We start from the raw sequence: 22,388 nt of genomic DNA on the forward strand, positions 1-22,388 counted from the left end.
AGTATATACAGTTATTCATTTTGATCAGGATTTAATGAATAATAACACAAATATTAGTTAAGAATAGATGAAGGATTTATAAACATAAGTATGATTCTCCAGAAAAGACCACAATCAAAGAATGAAAAAGAGAGATATACACCATATAATCGGCAGGGAGAGAGAACAAAAACAGGCTTGGGAAAGGTAAATAAAAGTACAGAGCAGGAACAAAATAAAAGGTAAATAAAAGATAGGGCAGAAACAAAATAAAAGGTAAATAAAAGATAGGGCAGAAACAAAATAAAAGGTAAATAAAAGATAGGACAGGAACAAAAAATAGGTTAATAAGGAAAATTAGATACGCAGGGGTAGGATAGGGAAATAAAACAAAGAATTTTATTGTTCTTTGATCAATACATAAGAAGGGAAAAGAAGTATAAAAGGACTCGAAAAAAATGCTTAAGCAGAGATTCGTGCTGGATACTACAGCACTAACGGACCTGCAGACCCGGGAGGTTATGGGTTATACATCCCTCTGTGAGGGAATGAAAGCAATACTTGACCTTATAGCCGATGCCCGCCTGCAGTTCGGGATCAGTTGTTATGTTCCCTATCCATCAGTGTACAAGGAGATGTACGAATTTGCAAGCCGCAACGGCTGCGACAGGGAGGTTATAGCAAAAATAGATACCTGGCTTGTGAAAAAATCTCCTGACCGCTATAGAGTTGATGTAACCTCACAGATATTCCACGAATATGTGTCTTACATGAGGGAAAGGATTAACCGGGGGATGGGGGTTGCAGAAGATTCGATATGGGAGGCAGCAACCGAATGCCTCTTTATGGAGAACCCACAAAATAAGAAAAAAGAGTACAGAGAAGAGGTTGAAAGAGAAGTTATTGGCGGGATAATCGGCAAATTCAGGAACAAGTACAGAGCAGCTCTCAGATATGGGATCCTTGACAGTGCACCTGACATTGATGTCCTCATCCTTGCCAAAGAACTTGATGCAGCTGTCATTGCAAGTGACTATGGAATTGAAAAATGGGCAGAGCAACTTGGAGTTCGTTTTGTACCTGCAAACACCTTCCCGATGATGCTCAAAGAATATCTAAAGCATTCTCCGGAAGGAGAAAAAGAAAAGGGTAACGGAGATAAAAAGGAAAAAGGGGATTCAGAGGAAGTAGAGTTCATTTAACAGGCTGGGAAAGACTCAATGAAACAGAACTGATGGATTTAATGGCAAGGATAATGATCTGGAATTTCCCTGCTATGTCTGCTTGGGAAGAAGAATCCTGTTGATTGCCTTCCTTTATTCCTGAGCTCATTACACGTCTCCATTGAATATTCACCGACCGTTTCGCCGGGATGCATTTATTGACAAACATATGATCGTTCTTCACTTGCATTCATAATATCAGTACCTTATCATATCACTGCTGTATCTAATCAATACTTTATCAGATCAATAATTTATCAGATATGCTTTATAAGACAATTGTATCATATCAATGCTGTATCTGTCACGCCCTTAAGGGCAATCTGGGGGGAAAGAGTTTGAGAAATATTGTCATAGAAGAGTTGAAAGCTTCGGAAGTTTACCGCCAGAAGGTAGAGGTTGTTGAAAGAAAAGGGCTCGGGCACCCGGATTATATCTGCGACGCAATTATGGAACAGATTTCCGTAAACCTCAGCCAGAAATACCTTGAGACCTTCGGGACAATTTTACACCATAATATAGACAAGGGTATGCTTGTTGCAGGACAGGTAGAAGGGAAGTTTGAAGGAGGAAGGGTTGTAAGCCCTATGCGGTTGATAATTGGAGATAGGGCAACCTTCGAATACGAGGGAGTTGAAATCGATGTTTCCGGTCTTGCAGTTGATACGGCAAAAGAATGGTTTTCGGAGAAACTTCGTTTTGTGGACTCTGAAAGCGTGATTTACCAGGTGGAACTCAAAAGAGGCTCTGCGGAACTTACGGATATCTTTAACAGAGGAGGAAAGGTACTCGGGGCAAACGATACATCCGCAGCAGTCGGATATGCGCCTCTGAGCCCTACCGAAAGACTGGTGCTCGAGACTGAACGCTATCTTAATTCAAAGGGGTTCAAAAAAGAATGTCCGGAGTCCGGAGAAGATATAAAGGTCATGGGACTCAGGCATAAAGAAGACATCCATCTCACGGTTGCTGCACCTCTAGTGGATATGTTTGTCGAATCCGAAGAGGACTATTTTAGAAAGAAGATAGAATTGCATGACCGGATCGAAGAGTTTACCGCCGGGTTTGCAGAAGAAGAAAGAGCTGAGTTTGAGGCCTGCATTTGTGCAAAACCCACTGCCTCCCTTAACACCCTGGACATGCCTGGAAGGGGAATGGATGGAATTTACACAACGGTTACAGGCACATCTGCAGAAGACGCCGACTGCGGAGAGGTGGGGCGCGGAAATCGTGTAAACGGGATAATCCCCTTAAACCGCCCTGTCAGCAGTGAAGCTGCAGCAGGGAAGAACCCTGTAAGCCACATAGGGAAGATATACAATCTCCTTTCCCACAGGATCGCAGCAGAGATTTACAGGCAGGTTCCCGATGTCTCCGAGGTATATGTCTGGCTCCTGAGCGAAATCGGGACCCCGATTGACCAGCCTCAGATTGCAACTGCCCAGCTGATTATGCAGAAAGGTGCAGCAGGAGATGTAGAAAAAGAGGCTGCGGAAGTTATAGAAAAAGAACTTGAAAACATTCATTCCTTCTCAATGGAACTTGTAGCAGGAAAGAAACTTATCTGCTAATCTATTTACTTAGGCTGCAATCCTTGCTAAGGTTCTCAGTCCTGAGAAGACCGATCTGCCAGCTGCCCGACAATAAAAATAACCTGAGAGTCGAGACTCTGCAGATCCCTCTGGGAAACAACCGGCAAAATCAGGATTATAACCCTTAATTACTGCTGTGAACAGGCAGCAGGTTCGGGCAGGTTTTTTAAATTTATATAAAGTTTACACTCCTGCAATGAAAGCTATCAGGGCAAAAATCATGGCTATTTTAAACATTTTAGAGGACTTTGTAGGGTTATTCTGCACAAGCAGCTGGTGAATGGCTGCAATAAACCCGAGGTCTGCCAGAGAAACAAGGTAAAGGTAGCGAAGTCCGAGAATGGACAGGAAATAAGGGAGAGGGCTTAAAAGTACGGCAAAGAACCCTATAAGCACTGCAAGATTCCCTGCGTTCTTCGCCCCGATCCTGAGGGGCAGGGTGTCTGCCCCTTCCATCCTGTCTCCTTCCATATCCTCAATATCCTTTACGATTTCCCGGGCTGTGATGGCAAGAGCTGCAAGCAGGAAAAGTACGGATAGGACTTCAATGCCCCCAAGCCCGAAAATCGAAGCTCCGAACAAAAAGACAGAGCCGGTAAGGTAACCTATGCTCAGGTTTCCTAAAAGGGGCGTACCTTTAAGGGTCTTTGCATACAGGATCAACAGCAGGGAATTAAAAAGGGCAATTGACCCGCATACCGGATTTATAGAGAAAGCCAGCAGGGTACCAAGGGCAAACAGGAGGTAAGAAAAATAAAGAGCTTCTTTTGCCTTTACCCGCCCGGATGGGATAGGCCTTTCAGGCCGGTTGATAGAATCTATCCTTATGTCAAAATAATCATTAATAGCATTTCCTGCACCTGAAACCAGGAATACTGCCAGAAACACCAGACCTGTATCAAGAAAAGGCAAAGGTCCTGCAATGTTTGAACTTAAAGGATCGGAGGTCAGGATATTAAAGGCTATCAAGGTTCCGATTATAGCTGCAAAACCTGCCATCAGGCAGTTTCCGTACCTCATAAGCTCCAGATATGTGCGTATTCCGGTAGACATCAGAAGAAAGCAGCATTATAAAGTATTAAAATTTTTCCAGAAATGTATCTAACAATTATGTAAACATCATCTGCTGATTTTATGCAAACCACAGGAAGCCCTTTTCTGGAGTAACTCTAATTCTCCATCAGAGACGAAGAAGTGAGATATGGACTGATGCAGCTCTTTATTCATCGATTTTTTGCTGTTGAGATCAGGCTTTTCCCTATCCATGCGAAAGCTACAGTGGGGCAGAACTTCACGGAAAGGAGATGCAATCAAAATAAGATTCGAGCTTTTATACGAAAAATCTCTGGCTGTACAGGGAAATTTAAGGGTTTAACTGGTTGCCAGATTGTAGTATTGCATAAGAACAAATTTACTGCCTAACCCTTTTCTAAGGGGGCTCAAAGCTACTCTATACCCTGGAGAAAAAAAGAAGGCGTTTTATGCCTGCAGTTTATAAGAGAAATCTACTCAAAAGAAGGTCTTAAATTTTGTTTATATGAATAATATAATAAATTGTTAAGGACTTACGGTGTACAGTAGAGATTTCTATTTACGGACGTGCGGGCGGAGGCCAGTAAAAATGAAAGCCGATTTTTTTAGATCTTTAATTTACTTATTATTGATAATGATAATAATTCCTGGAATGATTCCTGGAATGGTATCTGCTGCAAACGATACAGGAACTACAGAGACCCCAGATCCAACACCAACAGAGACGCCAGATCCGGCACCAACAGAAACTCCAGACCCGGCACCAACAGAAACTCCAGATCCAACGCCAACGGAGACTCCGGATCCAACGCCAACAGAAACTCCAGATCCAACGCCAACGGAGACTCCGGATCCAACGCCAACAGAAACTCCAGATCCAACGCCAACGGAGACTCCGGATCCAACGCCAACGGAGACTCCGGATCCAACGCCAACAGAAACTCCAGATCCAACGCCAACGGAGACTCCGGATCCAACGCCAACAGAAACTCCAGATCCAACGCCAACGGAGACTCCGGATCCAACGCCAACAGAAACTCCAGATCCAACGCCAACAGAGACGCCAGATCCGGCACCAACAGAAACTCCAGATCCGGCACCAACAGAGACGCCAGATCCAACGCCAACAGAAACTCCAGATCCAACGCCAACAGAGATTCAAGACAGCGAAGAAGGCAGGAGTTCCGGTTCCAGCAACATAGGAAGTGGGGTTTCCGCAGAGCCGGCCAGCAATATAGAAATCAAGGAGCTTGCTACCAGAAACGTGATAAGTGGATATCATATTAAATATGAGTTCCCGAAAAATGTTACATGCATAACATATATTGAATATGACGCAAAAAAGACGTTCAGAAAGACAACGGCGACTGTAGAAGTACTTAAAAGCAAATCTACACTCATCCCAAAAATCCCTCTCGGTAAGATATATAAATATGTGAATATCTGGGTCGGAAATAATGCAGCAGGACTTCCTACTTCCCTTAAAAATGGGGTTATAGAATTCAAAGTTGAAAAAGCATGGATTGAAGATGAGAACATCAGTGAATCCAATATAACCCTTCAATGGTACAATAGGGGCTGGAAGCCTCTTGACACCGAAAAAGTTGGAGAAGACGAGAATTACGTTTATTTTAAATCGAAAACGCCTGGGTTTTCCTTCTTTGCAATAACGGAATATACTGCAGAGGATAATAAAAACAAAGAGGAAACTCAATTAGAGAAAACTCTGAGAAGCCTGACAGGACAAAACGGCATAGACGAAAAGCCTATGAAAGCGGCTAAAACGTTTATGGCAGTCGCTCTACCATTATTTATGATTCTTGCAGGATACTGTGTATTAAAGAAAAAGATCTAAAAAGATTTACTTTTAGCATGAAAATATGTGAGGCTTTTTGCCTCACCTCTTCACATTGTTTTTCCCCAAATTTCTCTCAAGGAAAAAACTGGAAGTAAAGCAAAATATCTCCAGGATCAGAAGACGCGGCAAACAGCAAACGGGTAAAACATGCAGGTAAAAGTGTGCAGGTAAAAGCTTATTTTACTTTTACCGCAAGCATCCGGTCAAGGGCTTCTTTTGCCCTGACACGCATGTCTTCAGGGACAGTCACCACATACTGCATCTTTTCAAGGGAAGCCAAGACCTTTTCAAGGTTGACCATCTTCATGCTTGGGCAGCAGGCAAATTCAGATATGCAGTAATATGTTTTTTCAGGAGCTGCCTTAAGGAGCCCGTGGATAAGCCCACATTCGGTACCGATAATAAATTCCTGTGCAGGCGAGTTTTTCGCGTACACGATCATGCCCCGCGTGCTTGCCACATGATCTGCAAGTTCCAGGACCTCAGGGCGGCATTCAGGATGAGCTATGAATTTAGCCTGAGGATGCTTTTCCTTCATTTTCAGGACATCTTCCTTCAAGACCAGGTGGTGTGTGGGACAGTGCCCTTCCCAGGGGATGATTTCTTTATCGGTCCGGGCAGCAACGTATGCAGCCAGGTTCTTGTCAGGCACAAAGATAACTTTTTTGGCATCCAGAGAGTTTACTACTTCTACAGCATTGGCAGAGGTACAACAGATATAAGATTCTGCCTTGATCGCAGCCGAACTGTTTACATAGGAGATAACCGGAGCATCGGGGTGCTTTTCTTTCAGTTGTTTAAGGCCTTCCACATCCACCATATCTGCCATAGGGCAGGTGGCATCGATTTCCGGCAACAGGACCGACTTTGTCGGAGAAAGAATTGCAGCGCTCTCCCCCATAAAATGGACGCCGCAAAATACGATAACATCCGCGCTCTGGCAGACAGCTTCCTGACTCAGGGCAAGGGAATCCCCTACAAAATCCGCAATGTCCTGGATTTCGGGACGGGAGTAGTAGTGAGAGAGAATTACTGCGTTTCGTTTTAACTTCAATTCTTGGATCCTTTTTATAAGGTCTGCTTGTTGCATGGGACCACCAAAAATATTTGAGAGAAAAATACGAATATGGAATATAAAGTAAGGCTAAAGTTATCTGGTCTGGCTGAGTTCTTAATTAAGGGCAATCTGGCAAAAGGACATGTTAGGCACAGAAAGGAGTGCAATAAGGAAAAATTATATCCATAAGGCGCTTTTTCGCATACATGTCACCTTCTCCATAGGATTTACGTGCTTAACTCCTTCGGACTATATAATGTTTGTGAACCCGGCCTGCTTTCAATCAGGAAATCTAAATTCAAATATCCGAATACTGAAAATTCAGGTTCAGTCCTCAAGGTCCGACCTGGAAGAATTCAGGTCCCGACCTGGACAGGATTGAGAATTTTTTTCAGAGTAGAAACTGCAGAAAGGGCTGCAAGATAACTTGTTTTAGGGTTCTCAGGAGAAGGGAGGTTTTCCACTTTTGTGTAGAACTTTCCGAACTCTCCTTCTACAGTGATTTCATGCACATTTCTGGAAAGAGAGGGGTCAGCTATAACTCTTACCGCCGTCCGCTCAAAACCTATGCCTGCAAGGCTTATAGTGGCTGCCACATTAACATTTGCAGGAAAAGCTTTTACGGCTTCCGAGGCAGGTCCTTCAAAAAGTACGGTTGCTCTTTCGAGTTTTTCAAGTTCTATGCCATGTTTCACAACATAAGGAGCTCCCACGAGTCCTGAAGGAGGTTTCCTGGTAGTCAGGGTGACAGAAGAAATCCCGGCTGCATGTGCTGAATTTAATCCATCGATGCCGACAACTGCGCCCGAAGGAAAGTAAAGTTTGCAATTGTGCTGCTTTGCAAGTCCGAAAAGAGTTTCCCTCAGCTCCTTATCTGCAAGAGCGCCAACACTCAGGACCATCACATCACATCCTGCCTGAAGGGCCTGGGGTACAATAAACCTGACAGCATTCTGGGAGGCGCTTTCTATGACAAGGTCTACACTGCGTATGAGTTCTTCAATCTTCATATACGCAGGACTGCATGTTTTCAGGGAAGCTGCAAGTTCAAGAACCTTGCTCTCCGAAGAGTCACAGAGAGAATACAGCTCTGCATTAATCTCCCCGTTATCAATTGCCCTGCAAATCTGTCCGCCAATAAATCCGCAACCAATAATTCCTATTTTCAGTATTCCAGGCTCCTGATAATAATCAATGAATTCGATTTAATTATTATGTTAGTTGATCTTTTCAATCAACTATAATCGATTATATTATAATTGTTAATATACTCAACATAGATGAGTTTCGAGAATGAGAGTACTGTACTCTTTTCTCTCTTTTTAAACCTTCTGTTACCTGACTTTAGATGTTTTCTTAAAATCCGTTTAATATTGACTTTTTTCTTTATGTTTTCCCAGCACTTACTTTGAGCTCATTCTAGAACTTGACTTAATTGTATTTTTCTGGCATTATAACCTCAAAACATGAATCTTCCAGTACACTGCTTAATTTCAATTTTAAATTTTTATTGAAGTTGAGGAAAGTGTAATTGTTAGAGACTTACGTGATACAACTTATAAGGATATTTAGAAGTTTTAAGCTTAGAATTCAACCGAATGTGGATATAAGATTGGAATCTGAAATGCAGAGACTCGATTGTTTACCTGCAAAAAGAGACTTCGGGAATGTTTAGAGTTAAAGGACCAGCCCATACAAACAAAATTCCATTGCTCGAATTTTAAACATTAAACACCGCATCCAAAGATATAAGAAAGTGTTTGGAATTAATGAAAAGGGGGCAGATAGTGGGCCAAATTGAAATGGAAACTGGTGCAGAACACGCTTTCCTGTGGCAAAATGGTACGATGACTGATCTTGGAACACTTGGTGGAGCCTGCAGCAGTGCCTATGAAATCAACTACAATGGACAGGTAGTGGGTGAAAGCTATACAAAAACCGGTGATTCAAATGCCATTCTATGGACATTGCCTACATCAATACCAAGCCAATTGCTAATTTTCTGCATCTCCAACTTCAGGATATGCACCTCTAACAGTAAACTTTACAGATCAGAGTACAGGGTCACCTACTTCCTGGAACTGGAACTTTGGAAACGGTTCAATAAATTCGACAGTTCAGAACCCGACTCATACCTATTCAACAGCAGGAAATTATACAGCGACGCTTACTGCGAGCAATGCAGCAGGCAGCAGTACCGTGACAGGGCTATTAGTGTAACATCTTCCGAAGACTTTGAGGATATAGTTTCCGAAATAGAGGTATCTGACAACCGTTTGCGTGAAGCTTCTCCTGATACCGTCTACAAGAGTTCATCCTTTATTGATGTAGGTGGAATGAATAATGTCAGATACAGGGATGTAGTGCAATCTGACCTGAGCGAATACAGCAGTGACTCACAAATTACTAGTGCTGTTCTTTCCCTCTACTGGTATTATCCAGCAGGGAAAACAAGACCTGAAGACACCATAATTGAGATTTACAGACCTGCTTCTGCCTGGAACTCAGACTATGTCAGCTGGAACAAAAGGGATAACGGCGTTGTGTGGACTAATCCAGGAGACTGGTACGATAAAAATAGTGTTTTGCAGGGAAACACTACGTATGCTACAATAACTATCAAGGGAAGCAGTATTCCTGACAATAAGTATTACAAGCTGGATGTAATTGATCTTGTAAAAGAATATACCAGTGGAAAACATGAAAATATGGGATTCCTTATAAAAGCCCGCACAGAAAGCGACAATTATACTGCATTCTACAGCAACGCCTTTGGAGATCAAAATAAGGTAACGAAGCTCCAACTGGCATTAGCTAAAGGATCAAGTATATTTTAAGAAGGTTATCCGAAACTCAGGTGAACAAGAAATATAAATTTCCTAATAATGTTTTTCGGAAAAACCTTCTGTTTTTTACATAATTGTATAAGTTATATATTCAAAATCCGGGACACGGATACAAGAAGACCAGGAGATATACTGTTAGCTTAACAATTAAAAACACTACAGTGTTCTTAGTCTCTGGTGCTTCAATGGCCTTTTATTTACACACAGTTAATGTTTCAGATTAGAACTCCAATTATATTTTAGTATGTTTTTCAATAAGTTTCTAAGTTTAGTTTTATAACTTCTTTTAAGCACGTTTAGTATTCTGGATTAGTGCATACAGGTGAAAGAGAATAAGCATCTATTAAACCTCAATTATCCTAGGAAAAAAATATTACAATTATGCGCACAGTTGAATATTTTATTTATTAAGTGGACATAGAGGGGATAAACGTGGCACCAAGTATTTTATAACCGGACGCGTATAGTAGTATTTTAGCAAATATTGTAACACTTGTTTCTCAAACAAAGAGATTCAAGATAACAGTTTTGCGGACGTCAGTGGTAAGTCAGTTTGAAAACGGGATCGGATATGTTGGAGAATTAATAATGAAGGAAAAGAAACATGATGAAATAAGAAGAGGTTATACTCTTATTAGAAATTTAGGAGTAGTGACGCTGACGCTTTTTATGCTGATAAGTATCGCAGGCGCGGCACCATTCGCATATATTACGAATAACTATGCCAGTAATATCTCTGTAATTGATACTGCAACTAACACGGTTACAGCCTCTATTGATTTAGATAGCCTTCCTTTTGGAGTCGCGGTCAATCCGGCGGGAACGAGGGCATACGTATCAGTTATGGAAGACAAGATTATTGTAATCGATACAGATACAAACAGTGTTATAGATTCGGTGAATGTAGATTCATATCCTACGGGAGTTGTGGTGACTCCAACTGGAACAAAAATATATACGGCAAGTTATGGTTTTGGCACGGTCTCTGCAATTGACACCGCAACAAACACTGTTACAGCCACCATACCTGTAGGAAATGGTCCTAATGGAATTGCAGTCTCTCCAGACGAAACAAAGGTATATGTGGCGAACTTAAACAGTCATAATATCTCCGTAATTAACACCGTAACAAACACTGTTACAGCCACTATACCTGTAGGAAATGGTCCTCGTGGAGTTGCAGTCTCTCCTGATGGATTAAAAGTATATGTGACAGACATTCACGACTGTACTACCTCTGTAATTGATACAGCCACAAATACTGTTACAACCACTATACCCGTAGGAAACGAAGGAATTGCAGTTAGTCCCGATGGAACAAAAATTTATGTTGCGAACGGTGGCAGCAATAATGTATCTGTAATTGATGCAGCTACAAACACCGTAATAGCAACGGTAAACGTTGGAAGTGGTCCTCTGGGGATTTCACTCACTCCGGATGGAACAAAAATCTATGTGGCGAACTGCTTCAGTAGCAATGTATCCGTAATTGACGCGGTTACAAATACTGTTATAGCTACCGTAGATGTAGGAGAAGGGCCTTCTGCTTTCGGGCAGTTTATATGTCCGGTATTGACACCAGAGCCACAAGTCCCTGTTGCAAATTTCTCAGCATCTCCACTTATAGGAAAAGCGCCGTTGACAGTTACATTTACAGATCAAAGTACCGGGTCGCCTACGTCTTGGTACTGGGACTTTGGCGATAAAAGTACTTCCATAGATCAGAACCCTGTACACATATACAGTAAGCAAGGGAAATACACTGTTAGCTTAACAGTAGAAAATGAAGCCGGTAAGGATACAAAAAAGATATGTAAATATATTATAGTAAAAAAGAAGTGAAAACTAAGACTCGAAAAACAATAATTCGGCTCTGTAGAAATCCCTGGATATAAGAAAATCTCCATTAATTTGAACTGTATGGACTGATCTGTTTTTATGGATTAATTTTCAGCCCTGCAACTGATTAGATAAGTTTTCTACAGAGCCAATAATTCAAACCTGAAGAGGAGTGGGGAATTTATTAACTTCAGAATTATTAAAAGTCTCTCTAGCTGGCATTCTCAAATTCTGTTTTAAAGTTGCAATATATTTTTTCTTTGCGTGCCCTGAGTGCCTTACTTTGGGCTCATCCCAAAATCTGACTTAATTTGTACTGCCCGTGACATTACAATTCCAAAATGTGACTTTTCTAGCATACCGCTTAATTTTAACCTTCAATCATTGTTGAAATTGAGAAAAATGTTAATTGTTAGAGACTTTCGTGATACAACTTATAAGGATATTTAGAAGTTTTAAGCTTAGAATTCAACCGAATGTGGATATAAGATTGGAATCTGAAATGCAGAGACTCGATTGTTTACCTGCAAAAAGAGACTTCGGGAAATGTTTAGAGTTAAAGGACCGGCTCATACAAACAAAATTCCATTGCTCGAATTTTAAACATTAAACACTGCGTCCAAAGATATAAGAAAGTGTTTGGAATACTAGATATAAGGACAATTGGTGTATTTTTGGCGAATTTTTGAACTCTTGTTTCTCGTGCAAAGTGATCTTTTTTATCAACTGTCCTCAAATCATACCGGATTTGAAAAACTCGACAGACACTAAAAATGTCAGAGTAAAGAGATATGAAGGAGTAGGAGTATGATAAATAATAAAAAGCTGAATTCGCTATCTTTAGCATTAGCAGCTCTGATATTGTTTTTAATTATTTTTTCGTCTACGGCATCAGCAGCTACAACAACTTGCAGTGTTAAAGGCACCAACTATCAGTACTGGTCTGGTGAACAGTATCCTTTAATTGATTTATTTGGTGAACAATATGTTCCTTTACTTAAAGAAAACAACCAGACCTGGCAATCTCACGTTGACAAGCTTTCCAGACTCGTTATTGATAATGAAAGCACTTATAATCTAATGACAGGTGAAAGACTTGAGATTGGTCAGGGATACAGTCTTCAGGTCAAGCAGATAGATGTGGAAGGTAAGAGAGTCTGGATAGAGTTCGACAAAGGTGGACAACATATAGATGATCAGATTATCTCAGCAGGCAGTAGTTATGACAGTACCTGGAATTGTACACTTAACAACATACAGAACGTAAACAATGTTCTTGTTTTGAAAGTCCATGTTAATCATGTTTCTCAAGTAGGTAATGAAGCTACTGTCCAGATTGATGGAATCTGGCTCATTGACTTCGAAAACACTACGGCTCTCCAAATTGGGGACCAATTCGGAGGTTGCACACTTAAAGAAATTACCAATGGGACAAATGAATCTAACCTGGGAGGTCTTGTTTTCTATTATGGGGTAACAATAACAGACCTCGGAACACTAGAAGGAGACTACAGCTGTGCCTATGAAATCAATAACAATGGACAGGTAGTTGGCGAAAGCAGAACGGAAACTGGTTATTCTCATGCTTTCCTCTGGCAAAATGGTGAGATGACTGACCTGGGAACACTATCTGGAGGGGTCTACAGCAATGCCTACGGAATCAATGATAATGGGCAGATAGTCGGCAGCAGTTACACGGAAACTAATGACGGCACTCACGCTTTCCTGTGGCAAAACGGTGTGATGACTGATATTGCATCAAGCCAATTCGGAAGTTCTGCCGAAGGAATCAATGAAAAAGGTCAGGTAGTGGGTTCTAGCGGTTATTATATTGAAGAACGCGGCAGAGATGCCAGCGATGCTTTCCTGTGGGAAGATGGTGTGACGACTGATCTTGGAAAACTCCGGGAATACGATATCATAGCTGCGGCCACGGGAATTAATGAAAATGGGCAGGTAGTGGGCTATAGTGGTGTTGGAGATGATCCCATGCCTGTAGGACGCCCCTTCCTATGGCAAAATGGTGTGATGACTGAGATTGAAACACCTGGAGGATATGATGGCTGGGCAGAAGGAATCAATGACAAAGGGCAGATAGTTGGCTGGAGCTATACGGGAACTGGTGACATGCGTGCTTTCCTGTGGGAAAATGGTGTGATGACTGATCTTGGAACACTTGGTGGACGCAGCAGCCGTGCTTATGGAATCAATAACAAGGGACAGGTAGTTGGCGAAAGCAGAACGGAAACTGGTGAAAGTCATGCTTTCCTTTGGCAAAATGGTATGATGACTGATCTTGGAACACTAGGAGGAGACTACAGCTGTGCCTATGAAATCAATGACAATGGGCAGATAGTGGGAGACAGTGATCATCATGCCGTTCTATGGACAGTGGCGATGCCAGGCACCAATCCAGTTGCTAATTTTTCTGCATCTCCAACTTCAGGATATGCACCTCTGACAGTAAACTTTACTGATCAGAGTACAGGATCACCTATTTGCTGGTACTGGAATTTTGGTGACAAATGCATTTCAACAGATCAAAACCCTGTACATACATACAAGAAAGCTGGAAAATACACTGTCAGCTTAACAGTAGAAAATGCAGTCGGCGAAGATACTAAAAAGATACGTAAATACATTATAGTGAAAAAGAAGTGAAAACTTAGATAGGAAAAGTTTAAAAAACTCAAACCTGAAGAGGAGTGGGGAATTTATTAATTTCAGAATTATTAAAAAGTCTCTCTAGCTGGCCTTATTAATTTTGTCATTAAAGTTGCATTACACTTTCTAAATCATCAGACCTGATGTGCAATGCAACTATAATAATTTTCCAGACTTGTGAGAACTAATCAATATTGGTCTTTAGACTTAGCATCTAGTTTTATAATCTCAGGAGCAGGGGTGTGTTCATTTCATTTTCTTTTAAGCCTTCTATGAAACTAATTTCATAATAAGAGAAAATATTCATACAATTTTCAATTCTGTTTCAAATGCTTCCAGATTTTTCAACCTCAACAGCCTCTTTATCTTATATTCTAATTTAAACCTGTGGACTTCTCAGAAGTTCACGGCGAGCATAAAAAAATAATTCGTTTTTATAAAAATATTTGCCGCTTAATTTGGGAAGCTATTTATCAAGAAACAGTGCCTTGAAATTCACAAAAAAGGCTGAGTAGTTATGTTTGAGTTAAAAATTGTTATCTATTTTGCAGCAGCCTATCAGCTTAATAGTGGCCAAAAATGTGAAAACCTTCACGGGCACAACTGGAAGATAGAAGTTTGTGTAGCTGGAGAAAAACTCAATGATGCCGGAATACTGGTGGACTTTGGAGAACTAAAGCAGGATGTATCCGAAATCATGAAAAAGTTGGATCACAATGTTTTGAATGAACTTGATCACTTTGATGACAACACTCCACATTCTTCGGAAAATATTGCATTATATATCGCAAATTCCCTTCAAACAATGCTCAAAGATCCAGAAGTAAAGGTTACCAGCGTCACAGCGTGGGAATCGGAAAATGCCTGTGCGACATATTTAACGTAATCAGATTTCCACAATTTAAAACTAGGTCATTATTCTTATTATATAGCTGTAAAGAGATCGAAAACCCCAAAATGTCCGTGCTCCTTATAAATCCATGAGACATATATTAAAGGGGTAAAAATATGTTTATCAGAGAAATTGAAAGCTTCATAGAAGAAGACCTGGGGTACGATGACGTTTCATGTACTATTGTTCCGGACAGGCCCGCTGAAGCTATTATTTTTACAAAAGAAGATTGTACAATTGCCGGGATAGATGAAGCAGCATCAATCTTTTATTACTTTGGGATTCACGCAGAAACCGATTTTAAAGATGGAGACCGTCTCAGCAGAGGAGATATAATTTTCAGACTCAGGGGAGGAGCCGTATCCATTCTCAGGGCAGAGCGCCTTAGCCTTAACTTTCTCGGGCACCTTAGCGGGATTGCAACCCTGACCAGGGGCTGTGTGGATATCGTAAGAGAACACTCCGAAAGCACAAGGATAGCGTGTACAAGGAAGACCATCCCAGGAATGAGGAAGTTCGAAAAGCTGGCTGTTGCTGCAGGGGGGGGAGATACTCACAGATTTAACCTATCGGATGCGGTTATGATTAAAGATAACCATGTAAAACTTATGGGAATAGAAGCTGCAATCAAAGCAGCCAAAAAAACCAGTTTTACTCGGAAAATAGAGGTTGAAGTCGAGTCTGCAAAAGACGCGGTCTTCGCTGCAGAACTGGGAGCCGACATTATCATGCTTGACAATATGCAGCCTGAAGCAATCAAAGAGGCTCTCTATATACTTGAAGAAAAAGAGCTCAGGAAATCAGTCCTTGTGGAAGCATCGGGAGGGATTTCCCCCGCAAACCTTGAAGATTATGCAAAAACAGAAGTGGATATAATATCAATGGGCTCCCTTATCCATAAATCAAGATGGATAGATATTAGCCTGGAAATAGTCAACTCCGATAACTGAAACTATAGTTTAGGACGTAAATGCTTACATTTAACTCACCGGGTGCTTTATAACCACGGAAGTGCCCGTTATTTCGTGGTTTCTGCACCTTATTGGGTTAATATCTTTGTTTAAGATTTATTAAGAAATCTTCAAGAAGTTTTGAGATTTTATTATAAGTAAACATTACTCTCTTCCTTTTTTTAATTAAAATTTTTTCATCTTGAATAGTTAATATTAAAAGTTTTTTACACTTGTGAGTACAATTATATTTATAATAGGTTTCATTTTTCTGCCAAAAGTTTAAAAAACACCGAAAAGATATATCGGAAGAGGTAAATAAAAATTACAAAGATATGAAATAAGAATATAAAAATGGAACTAAAATAAATGGAGTCCCCAGATAAAAGGGACTGCTAAATCCAGCTTCTGAAAGTCCATTGTTTCAGGATTTATACTCAATAAGGGTGTAGGATTTCACACCATCATCCGTACCCGCAGATCCTTTCACTCCTTACCCTGGAATCAGCCCATGAACTGGAAAAACTCTATAATGTGGCATTTCAGGCAATCCATTACGAAAAGGCAAAAAAGCAGCGTGTGGAAGAAGGAGTAGAGATGGAAAAAGCTTTTCTCAGATTGAAGGGCTGGAGCCTGAATACTGAAATTCAGGTATTTTCCTTCAGGTCCTTTTTTAGTCTGGATTTCTATTGTAATCGTTTTGACTTTTCTACTGTAATCGTTTTGACCTGAGTTTTTCTATGTTCTACCCTTATTCTACTCTTATAACTTCTATATCGAGAGGTTCATCATTCCGAAATTAACTGTTTACTAACAGTTATGTGAAAAATGTCTCATCTGCAGCAGGACAGAATGAAGTCTGTCAAAAGTCAATGCTTAAAGGTACACCATAGTACCATAACTGAGAGGTAGTGATTCATAACATGTTCGTACACATTGTGATAATTATTACCGATCAAATGGATAATGACAATAAATCACACCAATTTTTGGAAAAATTACCGACATATAAGAATTAACCGGAAAAATTAGTTAACTTTATGTAATACTCTTTCTCTAGTAAATTAGAGGAAAGTAACATGAAAGCAATCTTCAGTGTTAAATTAAAAAAAATAATTTTTATAGGAATACTCATTATTGCCCTGATTGCAACCTCAGGGTGCACAGGAGAACCCACCCCTGTTGAGGACGAAGAAGGTGCGTCCCCGGCGGAGGCTGCTGGAACCACCACAGGAACCGATGAGTTAACCGAGTCTGCCGGAATCACAATCACTGATGGGTTCGGTAGAAGTGTTTCCATACCTGAGGATATTGAAAGTGTCGTCTGCTCAGGGGCAGGATCCCTGCGTTACCTCGTATACCTGCAGGCCCAGGACCTCATAGTTGGAGTTGATAGCCTGGAAAAGAAGGAAGCGGAAATTGAAGGCAGGCCTTATGCCCTTGCAAACCCGCAGCTTAAGAATTACCCCCTGATAGGGGAGTTCAGGGGCAAAGATGACCCCGAAAAAATTATTGGTATCAGCCCTCAGGTTGTCCTGAAAGCCGGCACAACTGGCCAGCCCCCGGCAGCAAGTGCCACTGAAGCCAGCACTCTTCAACAGAAAACCGGCATACCGGTTGTTTCATTCCCTGCCGGGTCTTTGAAGAACGAGGAGCAGAAAGCCGAAATGTACAGCTCACTCCGGATAATGGGAGATGTCGCTGGTAAACAGGAAAGGGCAGAAGAGATAATTGCCTATATCGAAGCTACGATGGATGACCTCGAAAGCAGGACTGCAGACATTCCGGAATCCGAAAGAAAGGCTGTTTATGTTGGAGGGGTGAGCAGTGCAGGGGCTCATGGAATAATTTCCACAGAACCGGCTTATCCGCCATTCCTCTGGGTAAATGCAAATAACGTTGCAGCCGGAATGGGCACAGACCATGCGGACATTGCCAAAGAGGCGTTTGTGGACTGGGATCCCGAATATATCTTTGTCGACATAGGAACTATCCAGCTGGGCAACGAAGGAGCCATTGGAGAACTCAAAACCGATCCGTCACTCAAAGGGCTTTCAGCTGTAAAGGATGGAAAAGTTTACGGAGTGATTCCCTACAACTTCTATAACACCAACTATGAGTCAGTGCTTGCAAACGCTTACTTTGTAGGAAAGGTACTCTATCCGGACAGGTTTGAGGATATAGACCCTGAAGCCAAAGCCGACGAGATTTACACCTTCTTCGTTGGCAAGCCTGTGTTCTCCGACCTGAACGGACAGTACAATAACCTGGGATTCAAGCAGATCCCACAATAAGACGGAGGGTATAAATAAGTGCATTTTGCCGATGGAGCAGTTCCCGAAGATTACCTCGTGTACGTGCGAAGAAAATACTTCTGGATTATGGGGGGGCTCCTGTTCCTATTTTTTATGCTTATCTACTCGATCTCGGTAGGAGCGGTAGAAATCCCTCTGTATAAGGTGATACAGATACTATCAGGTCAAGAAGTCACTACCAAATGGGATGAAACTGTATCGAGTATTATCTGGAACATCCGCCTTCCTCAAGCCCTGGCTGCGATAGTAGCAGGAGCCGGGCTTTCAGTTGCGGGAGTGGTTATGCAGTCAATACTGCGTAACCCACTCGGGTCTCCGTTTACGCTCGGCATCTCAAACGCCGGAGCTTTCGGGGCTGCCTTCTCGGTAATCGTTCTCGGGACAGGAAGGATGCAATCGACTGTTGCAAATGCTGTCATCATTAACAACCCTTACCTGACCACGATGGTAGCCTTCATCTTTTGCCTTCTTGCTACCGGAATAATCCTGCTCATCTCCCGGGTCCGCGGATCCTCGCCCGAGGTAATGGTGCTTGCAGGCGTTGCATTATCGTCCCTCTTTACCGCAGGGACGATGTTCCTGCAGTACTTTGCTGACGATACCCAGCTTGCAGCAGTTGTCTTCTGGACCTTTGGAGATGTCGGAAGAGTGAAGAACTGGCTGGAACTGGAAATTATGGCAGGAGTTGTCCTGTTTGCGGTCATATTCTTCATTGCCAACCGCTGGAACTATAATGCAATCGATGCAGGGGATGAGACCGCAAAAAGCCTGGGTGTCAATGTGGAGAGAATCAGGACCGTCGGCATGATTATTGCAGCCCTCGTCTCAGCTGTAATAGTTTCATTCCTTGGAGTGATCGGGTTTGTAGGTCTGATCTGTCCGCACATGGTAAGACGGATAATAGGAGATGACCAGAGATATCTGATACCTGGCTCAACCCTCCTTGGAGCAATCCTCCTTCTGATATCGGATACCGCAGCCAGGCTTATAGTGGCGCCATATGTACTTCCTGTCTCTGTTCTTACAGCTTTCATGGGGGCACCAACTTTCATTTACCTGCTTCTTAGGGGGTATAAACGATGATTCTTTCTGTAGAAGAACTCCAGTTTTTATATCGTAACCGTAAGATCCTGCATGAGATCGCCTTTTCGATCGATGAAGGAGAAGTTGTTGCAATCCTGGGTCCCAACGGAGTTGGCAAGACTACCCTGTTAAAATGCCTGAACAGGATCCTCCATCCTAAAGGGGGAGCGGTTCATATAGACGGGGAAAATCTGTCCAGCCTCGGGACTATGGAGATTGCACGCCGTATAGGCTATGTCCCGCAGCGTGTTGAAACCGGAAGACTGACTGCTTTTGATGCGGTCCTGCTGGGGCGGCGTCCCCATATCAAATGGGATATTACAGAAAATGACCTCAAGATCGTTGATTCGGTCTTCAGATTACTCTCGATGGAAAGCCTGCGCCTGTCCTATATCGATGAGATGAGCGGAGGCGAACTCCAGAAGGTAGCAATAGCACGTTCCCTTGTCCAGGAACCAAAAGTCCTTCTCCTTGACGAGCCGACAAGCAGCCTTGACCTGAAAAACCAGGTTGAAATCCTGGCAACTATCAGGCAGATAGTCCTTCAGCACAGGATTGCAGCTGTGATGACAATGCATGACCTCAACCAGGCTCTCAGGTATGCAGACCGGTTTATCCTCTTAAAGGGCGGGAGAGTCCACGCCCATGGAGGAGTGGAGGTAATTACCCCTCAAGTAATCGAAGAGGTATACGGCCTGCCAGTTGTCATAGGAGAGATTTCAGGTATGCGGTGTGTAGTTCCCGGAAGCCCTTCATGGGATTGTACACATAACCAGCTGGAAAAAGCGAGACCTGTATAAAAGAAGTATGGTTTTATAAAAAAACAGGGCTTATACAGAAAATTCGCTGACATTTTCTGTCCAATCAGAATTTTTTCTGTCCAATCAGGATTGTGAATTCTAGAGCTGATCCCAACATCTATTTGGACCTTCGCTGTTTTGTGTGGGTTGAAAACTATTGCTTAGTTGGAAAGTAGCCCGGCCAAAAAGAGAAACATCAAGTTTGAATGTGATTTTCAACAACGAATGTTTCTAAATTTTAGATATGCTACTTCAATATTTAGGAGAGAAATGCAAGTTACCCACTCGAAATAGCGAAGAGCCAACTAAATATCAGTCAACCAGGGTTTCTTAAGACTTTTTTTCACGGCCAGAAGCTTATTTAACTACTCAAAAGGTGAAATTCAAAAAGCATTTTGAGTTTTTGGATCGGCTCATTAATTGATGAAGGAGCAACCTTATTGTAACCGTGATCGGTTTTGATTATTGCCAGGATTGTACTAATATTTGGTATAATACCAAATAAATTGGTTATATGCCAAATTTTAAAGCAAATAGTGCGATTCCAAAAATAGAGTAACAGATCGGATCTTCGGATACACTAATAGATCACGAATATAGCTATCCATGGAGTTCAAAAAACGATTAACATTGATCCTGAATCCTCAAAGACATTTAACTGTCAAATAATGTAAAACTAAAAAATATCATCAAGAACCCACAGACATGGCTAAAATGTTGGTAGTATACCAAGTTTAATGTTAATAATTTGCTATTAATCCAAAATTATAAATATAAGATATGGAAAAAATAGAACCATAGGGGAATCAACAATCAATGACCCTGCTGTGGGGTGCATACTGAGAAGTCAAGGGGGAATACCAATCGGATTAGTCAGAATTCGCAGTGGAACTAAAATGAGAAACATGAAGATTCCCGAGAAGAGAACATAGGAAATGAAAGAATATGAGTTTTGATCCTTCAAACCTAAAACCCTTTAACAATGGGGTTAATACACTTGCCAAAGTTAAGGCTGAATTCGACTTTGAGTTTGATGATGAAATTAATGAGCTTGTTAAAAATCCAGATTTCAAGTCCAATGTTCTGAAGATATACAGGTCCGTGGGCGAGGATATCTTATTGAGCTTATATGACTACCTAAAAAATGAAGATGCGGAAATTAAGGGAGCATTCTGCTATTATTATATAACAGAAATGGGAATGTCTCAATCAAATGTTTGTGCTATGGTCGGAATATCCACCGGTTACTATCGTGAACTTCGGGATCAGAATGAAGCTGAATGGAAAAAATTTGCAGTTCAATTGAAAAACAATGAAATTCGGGAACACACTGCATATCTTGCTTATACTGTACTCTGGAATTTTCTAAATATAGACAGGCTTCTCGGAAATTTAGATTTATTATCAATAAGAGAATAACAAATAATTTTAAAAATTTGGCCCGCACCAGATTAATTTCAGCATTCTCATTCAGAGTTCTCATTCAGAGTTCTCATTCAGAGTTCTCATTCAGAGTTCTCATTCACAGTTTTCATTAAAAAGCTTTAATCAAAATCTAAATATGATGAGTGGTACCTGCTGCCAAATGTAAGAAGAATGCAGGTGGTAAACTCACGGATCAATTATACTTTTAAGCACTATATCCAGCACGTTACCAGATTTACAGAGATAGTGAATAATCTAATTGAGAAGGAAAGAATAAAACAGCAATTTTTCAAAAAAATAGTCTGAGGTACGGTTTGCAGACTAGGCAAAACCGACCATAAAAGATTTTCAGCTTATCTGGTAATCATCATTTCTGCAGTTTCAGGCTTGTAGAACCAATCTCTCGGAAGTACCTTTTCCTGCTTGTAGTATTTAACAAGCCTTCTGATCTTGGATTCTGTAAGGTTGAGGGAACGTTTGTTGTGGACATCTTTCTTGTTAACAGAAAGGTGTTTCCTCAGTCCCAGAGCCTTAACAATGAGGTTGGTAAGGTCTTCGGGAATGTTAGGAGCAACGTTGTTTTCCTTGAGAATTGTTGTGATCTTCTTGCCTGTGATGAGCTTGGCGTCAGGGACTCCATAACGGTCTCTTAAAACCATTCCGATTTCGGCTGTGGAGACACCCTGTTTCCAGAGGTCCAGTGTAATTGAAGTAACTTCTTCTGCTCCAATCTTGCACCACTCAGGTGCCTCGGTTCTGTTAGGCCTGGTGGAGGCGGACTTGCCTTTTCTCTTGGTATGCATTTTTGCCATATATGATTCTCCTGATATCAA

The 22,388-nt window shown here is 41.5% G+C and carries 18 protein-coding genes and 2 pseudogenes; 15 read left to right on the forward strand and 5 right to left on the reverse strand.

The window, feature by feature from the left end; translation table 11 throughout:
• The first annotated feature begins 437 nt into the window (after positions 1 to 437).
• The gene (locus ACZ5A8_RS17170; protein WP_229390155.1) at positions 438 to 1,181 is read left to right on the forward strand and encodes an RNA ligase partner protein; all 744 of its coding nucleotides are present in this window, start codon (positions 438 to 440) and stop codon (positions 1,179 to 1,181) included.
• On the opposite strand, the gene ACZ5A8_RS17175 is transcribed toward ACZ5A8_RS17170, so the two are convergent.
• Positions 1,174 to 1,311 (reverse strand): hypothetical protein, encoded by a 138-nt coding sequence (locus ACZ5A8_RS17175; RefSeq protein WP_464530527.1) that lies wholly within the window; start codon positions 1,309 to 1,311, stop codon positions 1,174 to 1,176. The genes ACZ5A8_RS17170 and ACZ5A8_RS17175 overlap by 8 nt on opposite strands.
• A 229-nt stretch (positions 1,312 to 1,540) precedes the next feature.
• On the opposite strand from ACZ5A8_RS17175, the gene ACZ5A8_RS17180 reads away from it, so the two are divergent.
• Both ACZ5A8_RS17180 and ACZ5A8_RS17185 read left to right on the forward strand, forming a co-directional pair.
• On the forward strand, positions 1,541 to 2,773 hold the full coding sequence (locus ACZ5A8_RS17180; RefSeq protein ID WP_464530528.1) for a methionine adenosyltransferase: 1,233 nt from the start codon (positions 1,541 to 1,543) through the stop codon (positions 2,771 to 2,773).
• A 23-nt stretch (positions 2,774 to 2,796) separates the two neighbouring features.
• A complete protein-coding gene (locus ACZ5A8_RS17185; protein WP_464530530.1) occupies positions 2,797 to 2,922 on the forward strand; it encodes a hypothetical protein in 126 nt (41 codons plus the stop codon).
• Positions 2,923 to 2,977: 55 nt separating this feature from the next.
• Here the strand turns inward: ACZ5A8_RS17185 and ACZ5A8_RS17190 are convergent, their stop codons facing one another.
• Positions 2,978 to 3,847, reverse strand: coding sequence for a geranylgeranylglycerol-phosphate geranylgeranyltransferase (locus ACZ5A8_RS17190; protein WP_464530531.1), 870 nt, complete (start codon positions 3,845 to 3,847; stop codon positions 2,978 to 2,980).
• 568 nt (positions 3,848 to 4,415) lie between these two features.
• On the opposite strand from ACZ5A8_RS17190, the gene ACZ5A8_RS17195 reads away from it, so the two are divergent.
• Complete coding sequence (locus tag ACZ5A8_RS17195) at positions 4,416 to 5,681, forward strand: PGF-pre-PGF domain-containing protein (RefSeq protein WP_464530533.1); 1,266 nt, start codon at positions 4,416 to 4,418, stop codon at positions 5,679 to 5,681.
• Between the two features lie 178 nt (positions 5,682 to 5,859).
• Here ACZ5A8_RS17195 and nadA read toward each other — a convergent pair whose 3' ends face one another.
• Both nadA and ACZ5A8_RS17205 read right to left on the reverse strand, forming a co-directional pair.
• Positions 5,860 to 6,774 (reverse strand): quinolinate synthase NadA, encoded by a 915-nt coding sequence (gene nadA / locus ACZ5A8_RS17200; RefSeq protein ID WP_464530534.1) that lies wholly within the window; start codon positions 6,772 to 6,774, stop codon positions 5,860 to 5,862.
• 323 nt (positions 6,775 to 7,097) lie between these two features.
• Positions 7,098 to 7,913, reverse strand: a complete 816-nt coding sequence (locus tag ACZ5A8_RS17205) for an aspartate dehydrogenase (RefSeq protein WP_464534184.1) — start codon at positions 7,911 to 7,913, stop codon at positions 7,098 to 7,100.
• Between the two features lie 597 nt (positions 7,914 to 8,510).
• Here ACZ5A8_RS17205 and ACZ5A8_RS17210 point away from each other — a divergent pair.
• The 11 genes and pseudogenes from ACZ5A8_RS17210 to ACZ5A8_RS17260 form a co-directional block, all read left to right on the forward strand.
• Positions 8,511 to 8,603, forward strand: a pseudogene (locus ACZ5A8_RS17210) (hypothetical protein); the annotation flags it as partial.
• A 136-nt stretch (positions 8,604 to 8,739) separates the two neighbouring features.
• A pseudogene (locus ACZ5A8_RS17215) lies at positions 8,740 to 9,578 on the forward strand (disaggregatase related repeat-containing protein); the annotation flags it as partial.
• 660 nt (positions 9,579 to 10,238) lie between these two features.
• Positions 10,239 to 11,429, forward strand: a complete 1,191-nt coding sequence (locus ACZ5A8_RS17220; protein WP_464530536.1) for a PKD domain-containing protein — start codon at positions 10,239 to 10,241, stop codon at positions 11,427 to 11,429.
• 804 nt (positions 11,430 to 12,233) lie between these two features.
• Positions 12,234 to 14,087 carry an S-layer protein domain-containing protein gene (locus ACZ5A8_RS17225; RefSeq protein ID WP_464530537.1) on the forward strand — a complete coding sequence of 618 codons (1,854 nt, stop codon included), beginning with the start codon at positions 12,234 to 12,236 and terminating at the stop codon, positions 14,085 to 14,087.
• A gap of 520 nt (positions 14,088 to 14,607) precedes the next feature.
• The gene (locus ACZ5A8_RS17230; protein ID WP_464530538.1) at positions 14,608 to 14,976 is read left to right on the forward strand and encodes a 6-pyruvoyl trahydropterin synthase family protein; all 369 of its coding nucleotides are present in this window, start codon (positions 14,608 to 14,610) and stop codon (positions 14,974 to 14,976) included.
• A gap of 122 nt (positions 14,977 to 15,098) precedes the next feature.
• On the forward strand, positions 15,099 to 15,932 hold the full coding sequence (gene nadC / locus ACZ5A8_RS17235) for a carboxylating nicotinate-nucleotide diphosphorylase (protein WP_464530540.1): 834 nt from the start codon (positions 15,099 to 15,101) through the stop codon (positions 15,930 to 15,932).
• 534 nt (positions 15,933 to 16,466) lie between these two features.
• A complete protein-coding gene (locus ACZ5A8_RS17240) occupies positions 16,467 to 16,664 on the forward strand; it encodes a hypothetical protein (RefSeq protein WP_464530541.1) in 198 nt (65 codons plus the stop codon).
• 347 nt (positions 16,665 to 17,011) lie between these two features.
• On the forward strand, positions 17,012 to 18,226 hold the full coding sequence (locus tag ACZ5A8_RS17245; RefSeq protein WP_464530542.1) for an iron ABC transporter substrate-binding protein: 1,215 nt from the start codon (positions 17,012 to 17,014) through the stop codon (positions 18,224 to 18,226).
• A gap of 18 nt (positions 18,227 to 18,244) precedes the next feature.
• Positions 18,245 to 19,330 carry a FecCD family ABC transporter permease gene (locus tag ACZ5A8_RS17250; RefSeq protein WP_464530544.1) on the forward strand — a complete coding sequence of 362 codons (1,086 nt, stop codon included), beginning with the start codon at positions 18,245 to 18,247 and terminating at the stop codon, positions 19,328 to 19,330.
• Positions 19,327 to 20,130 (forward strand): ABC transporter ATP-binding protein, encoded by an 804-nt coding sequence (locus ACZ5A8_RS17255; protein ID WP_464530545.1) that lies wholly within the window; start codon positions 19,327 to 19,329, stop codon positions 20,128 to 20,130. The genes ACZ5A8_RS17250 and ACZ5A8_RS17255 overlap by 4 nt, the downstream gene beginning before the upstream one ends.
• Positions 20,131 to 21,075: 945 nt before the next feature.
• Entirely contained in the window at positions 21,076 to 21,549 is a 474-nt protein-coding gene (locus ACZ5A8_RS17260; protein WP_464530546.1) for a hypothetical protein, read from the forward strand.
• A 359-nt stretch (positions 21,550 to 21,908) separates the two neighbouring features.
• Here ACZ5A8_RS17260 and ACZ5A8_RS17265 read toward each other — a convergent pair whose 3' ends face one another.
• Positions 21,909 to 22,367, reverse strand: coding sequence for a 30S ribosomal protein S15 (locus ACZ5A8_RS17265; RefSeq protein WP_229390167.1), 459 nt, complete (start codon positions 22,365 to 22,367; stop codon positions 21,909 to 21,911).
• Between the last annotated feature and the right edge of the window lie 21 nt (positions 22,368 to 22,388).

The sequence above is a fragment of the Methanosarcina subterranea genome (assembly GCF_055385895.1).

Coding starts and splice junctions, on each gene's coding strand:
- ACZ5A8_RS17170 (WP_229390155.1), top strand. CDS start 438: ATGCTTAAGCAGAGATTCGTGCTGGATACTACAGCACTAACGGACCTG.
- ACZ5A8_RS17175 (WP_464530527.1), bottom strand. CDS start 1,311: ATGAGCTCAGGAATAAAGGAAGGCAATCAACAGGATTCTTCTTCCCAA.
- ACZ5A8_RS17190 (WP_464530531.1), bottom strand. CDS start 3,847: ATGTCTACCGGAATACGCACATATCTGGAGCTTATGAGGTACGGAAAC.
- ACZ5A8_RS17195 (WP_464530533.1), top strand. CDS start 4,416: ATGAAAGCCGATTTTTTTAGATCTTTAATTTACTTATTATTGATAATG.
- nadA (WP_464530534.1), bottom strand. CDS start 6,774: ATGCAACAAGCAGACCTTATAAAAAGGATCCAAGAATTGAAGTTAAAA.
- ACZ5A8_RS17225 (WP_464530537.1), top strand. CDS start 12,234: ATGATAAATAATAAAAAGCTGAATTCGCTATCTTTAGCATTAGCAGCT.
- ACZ5A8_RS17230 (WP_464530538.1), top strand. CDS start 14,608: ATGTTTGAGTTAAAAATTGTTATCTATTTTGCAGCAGCCTATCAGCTT.
- nadC (WP_464530540.1), top strand. CDS start 15,099: ATGTTTATCAGAGAAATTGAAAGCTTCATAGAAGAAGACCTGGGGTAC.
- ACZ5A8_RS17245 (WP_464530542.1), top strand. CDS start 17,012: ATGAAAGCAATCTTCAGTGTTAAATTAAAAAAAATAATTTTTATAGGA.
- ACZ5A8_RS17255 (WP_464530545.1), top strand. CDS start 19,327: ATGATTCTTTCTGTAGAAGAACTCCAGTTTTTATATCGTAACCGTAAG.
- ACZ5A8_RS17260 (WP_464530546.1), top strand. CDS start 21,076: ATGAGTTTTGATCCTTCAAACCTAAAACCCTTTAACAATGGGGTTAAT.
- ACZ5A8_RS17265 (WP_229390167.1), bottom strand. CDS start 22,367: ATGGCAAAAATGCATACCAAGAGAAAAGGCAAGTCCGCCTCCACCAGG.